Source organism: Paraburkholderia sp. Ac-20342, from assembly GCF_017104985.1.
In the GTDB taxonomy this organism is placed as follows: Bacteria; Pseudomonadota; Gammaproteobacteria; order Burkholderiales; family Burkholderiaceae; genus Paraburkholderia.
Genome location: NZ_JAAGPQ010000187.1, coordinates 1 through 3,819, shown reverse-complemented (window position 1 = coordinate 3,819; position 3,819 = coordinate 1). Strand labels below are relative to the sequence as shown.

Below are 3,819 nucleotides of genomic sequence, written 5' to 3'. Positions count from 1 at the left end.
AGGCCCTGAGGGGCTTCGTTGCGCTCGCGATGTTCGATTAGCGCAAGCTCGACGCATCTCACCTGATCGACCCGACCGGCAACTTCGCCCTAAGCGGCGAAAATGGCGTTTCCACACGGCCTCGGCCACAAGTGGACGGTCCGCAACGACCGCTTTTGGAGAGGCCCGCCACACCCCTGCATGGCGGCCGCTCTTTTACACGGCCGGAGTACTTGGCAACCGCGACGCGAGGGCCAAGAAGTCACGAAAGTGTTCCACCTTGGTGGCGATCAGGTGGTCGCTGCTTGGCCAACCCCAAATCATGCCAGTCACCAGGCTCATGCTAGGGTCCCATGGCCGGCCGGCGTAGAAGCACTCCAGTCGCCGGGAGTTCCACACAAGACTGCCGCTCAGGCCATGGGGATCCGAAAGTCCTGGGCTGCTCGATGCACCGCTCTCGTCGATGCGCTGCGCTTTCTCCGGACTATACGCAACACCGAAGTGGTACATCGGGTCGAACAGCTCGTGCGGAACTTCCCCTTCGCGGAAGATGTGCTCTTGGGTCGACAGCACCTGTGCGACTGCGTAGGTCACGGCAAGCTGCTTAACTCGTGCACCAGGATAGCCTGCGGTCCAAAGAATCTCGTGAGGATAGGTAACGTGTTTCAGCGCAAAGCGGCTCAGAGGTATGGCAAATGCGCCTGCTCCGTATATGTCCCAGATATCGTCCCTTATTCTGCTTGCTCCGACATCGATGGGTTCGGCAACAGCATACTTCTGATAGGCGCCTAACACGTAACGGTCGTGGTTGGGGAATGAATGGTGGAGCCCTTCGTTCTTGATCACATGCTCGTTGCTAACGAGCAACTTCGCGCCGTCAACATCGACAAATGATCCAGTGCCGTTTTCCAGAATGTCTGGGCGTTTCGCTTGGGGAAAAAAGATCTCAGACAGGCTCGACTCCAAGTGCTTTGCCATGCCCAATTGAACTTCGCGAAACATCGATGCAATCTGCGGCTGGGGGATAGTTGCTTGTCCTGGGTAAAGGTTCTCGGGCATCGGAGGTAGCTCGTAGGGTTGCGCTTTTGTGTACAACTGTACAGGAATCAGCGGCTAGGAAGGGGCAGACCTCGAACGTCTGATTTCGAGCCTCTCGTTCTGCTAGTCGATCGACTGTAGAGGCTCGGGTGCCGTCTTTTGCCACCTACATGATTGAGCAGCCTTCGCAGGATCTGACGGTATCTGTCCGATGACGTCCCGACTTATACAAATATGTCGGTGGTGAAAAGCTTTACCGGGGCGCAGTGGGACACTGCAGTGCGCCGTCTCAATCCACTGCCAGAAAAGCCGGCGCAAAAGCACCGCGCCAACGTCCGGGATGCGATGAAGTCCATGCAGCCTCAATTCATTGATCGTCCGGCAGATCGCCCAGAACAATGCCGAAGATCTCCAGCCTTTGGAACCCTCAGTGCCGCCTCATGCGGTCCTGGTCACCAATTTCAGCGTCCTAACAGGCTTCGGAATATTTCCCGCCGCGAGTTCGTCGAGAAAATCGGCCCAACACTGAACCATCTCGCGGCGCTGTTCAAGAAACGTTGTGCGATCGTAACTATCGCCTAGCTCCTCGCTCGACGCATGAGCTAGATGACGCTCGATCACCTCCCTGTCCCATCCGAGATATTCCCGAATCAACGTTCGAGCTGTCGCACGAAAACCATGACCGGTGATCTGCTCTTTCGTGTCGTAACCCAGCGTGCGTAGCGCGCTATTGATCGTGTTCTCGCTCATGTAGCGCGTCGCCTCGGAGCGCTTGGCCACACTACGAAAGATCGGCCCCGTCGGCCCGGTGAGCGGATGCAAATCCCCCAAGATCTCCATGGCCTGTAACGGAAGCGGCACCAGATGCGCCGGCGTGCGGCTATCACGCTTCTTCCATTCCCGCATCTTCATCTTTTCCGGCGGACAGATCCAAACTGCGCCATCAAGATCGATGTCTTCCCAGTGAGCAAAACGTAACTGGCTTGGCCGCTGGAAAAGCAATGGAGCAAGCTGCAACGCTGCACGGGTAATCACATGTCCGTTGTAGGCTCGGATATCGCGCATCAGCTGTCCAAGCTGCGTCGGATCGGTGATCGCGGGGTAATGGCGGCTGCGCACAGGAGGGAGCCCACCGGTACGGTCATTCACAAAATTCTTGGCGGGTTCGAGAACGCCGGTATCCACCGCGTACTGATACACATGCTGAATCGTCTCGCGCACCCGCATCGCGGTTTCAAGATGGCCGCGCTCTTTGATGCGATGCAGACAACGCACGACTTCGGTCGGCCTGATCTCCCCTACAGGAAATTGCCCCACCCATGGAAACACGTGCAGCTCCAGGTAGCGGATTATTTTCTCGGCGTAGCCGGCGGACCATTCACGATCCTTTTCCGATACCTTATGCCATTCCCGCGCCGTGAGCTCAAAGGTGTTGAGCCGATACGCCTGCTCTTGCTCCCGCTTCTCGCGCCTCGCTCTTTGCGGGTCGATCCCGTCAGCCCGCCGCTCCATTTCCGCTCGCGCTTTCCGGCGCGCCGCCGCCAGCGACACAATCGGATAACGACCAAGCGACAGCTTGATGCTTTTCCCGTCGCGTGTGTAGCGATAGAACCAGACCTTGCGAGTCGGCCGCACATGCAGGTACAACCCATCGCCATCCGGCAGCAAGTAATCCTTCACGCAGTGCTTCGCGTTTTTTACTTTCAAATCAGTGAGTTGCCCCATGATCTCGTACCCAAATTGGCGAAATCCAGATACAACCATTTTGGGTACGACTTTTGGGATATGCAAACGCCGGATTTCTTCGGAATTCACCGGCTTTCCCCGGACGCAAATTTCCCGCAACGCCTTATCTGGCGCGGCTTTTCAGGACTTCAGGGGATTTCTTCGGACAACTGGATGGCGCGCCCGGCTGGGATCGAACCAGCAACCCCTGCCTTCGGAGGGCAGTACTCTATCCATTGAGCTACGGGCGCTTCACCACGGGGGAAACTACGCGAAAGCACTGCAACCAGAACGGCCGCAACGCCAAAGCGAGAGACCGCAAGGATACCCGGTTTCATCCGAACCGTCCACCGGATGGCCGGCGAGGCGCACCGCGAAGCCATCCGGGTGGCCGCCCCGCTTCGGGTAAACGCCTGCTGAACACCGTTCGGGCCGCTCGCCGCCGCCGAAATCTTGCGTCTATAATCGTCCGTGGCTGATAAAGAACAAGAAGTTGCCGTCGCGCTGTACCGCTCACATACCCACGGAGACGAGACAAGCATGAGCGAAGCACCACACGGAGCCCCGATCAAAACCCCTGCACAGCTCATCGCCGCGGTCATCGCCGGGTTTGCTGTGCCGATCGCCATCATCGTTCTGCTCGCGGTCTACGTCGATAACTCGACGCGCACGGGCGCCGGCACCGACTCCCTCTCCGACGCCGAAGTCGCCGCCCGCATCCATCCACTGGCGCAGGTCGAAATTCGCGACGCCAACGCGCCGCGCGTCTACAAGAGCGGCGAGGAAGTCTATAAGGCCGTCTGCTCCGCGTGTCACGCGTCGGGTGCGGCCGGCGCGCCGAAATTCACCAATACCGCCGACTGGGCGCCGCGTATCTCGCAAGGTTTCGACACGCTCTGGCATACCGCCTTGAGCGGCAAAGGCGCGATGCCGCCGCGCGGCGGCACGAGCCCCGACGATTACAGCGACTTCGAAATCGCCCGCGCGGTGGTCTATATGGCGAACAACTCGGGCGCGAGCTTTCCCGAGCCGGCGCAGCCGGCGGTCGGCGCGGCAGCGGCTTCCGGTGCGGCGGCC

The 3,819-nt window shown here is 59.2% G+C and carries 3 protein-coding genes and 1 tRNA gene; 1 reads left to right on the top strand and 3 read right to left on the bottom strand.

Going from position 1 to position 3,819, the window contains the following annotated elements; translation table 11 throughout:
* Nucleotides 1-195: 195 nt before the first annotated feature.
* From G3N58_RS33505 to G3N58_RS33495, 3 genes are all read right to left on the bottom strand, one after another.
* Entirely contained in the window at nt 196-1,038 is an 843-nt protein-coding gene (locus G3N58_RS33505) for a hypothetical protein (protein ID WP_206001330.1), read from the bottom strand.
* A gap of 417 nt (nt 1,039-1,455) precedes the next feature.
* Nucleotides 1,456-2,832, bottom strand: coding sequence for an integrase arm-type DNA-binding domain-containing protein (locus tag G3N58_RS33500; RefSeq protein WP_346778319.1), 1,377 nt, complete (start codon nt 2,830-2,832; stop codon nt 1,456-1,458).
* 85 nt (nt 2,833-2,917) lie between these two features.
* A tRNA-Arg gene (locus G3N58_RS33495) sits at nt 2,918-2,993 on the bottom strand.
* A gap of 289 nt (nt 2,994-3,282) precedes the next feature.
* Between G3N58_RS33495 and G3N58_RS33490 the strand changes: the two genes are divergently transcribed.
* Nucleotides 3,283-3,819 (top strand): c-type cytochrome (locus G3N58_RS33490; RefSeq protein WP_206001329.1); only part of this gene is annotated, 537 nt, incomplete at its 3' end.

Coding starts and splice junctions, on each gene's coding strand:
- G3N58_RS33505 (WP_206001330.1), bottom strand. CDS start 1,038: ATGCCCGAGAACCTTTACCCAGGACAAGCAACTATCCCCCAGCCGCAG.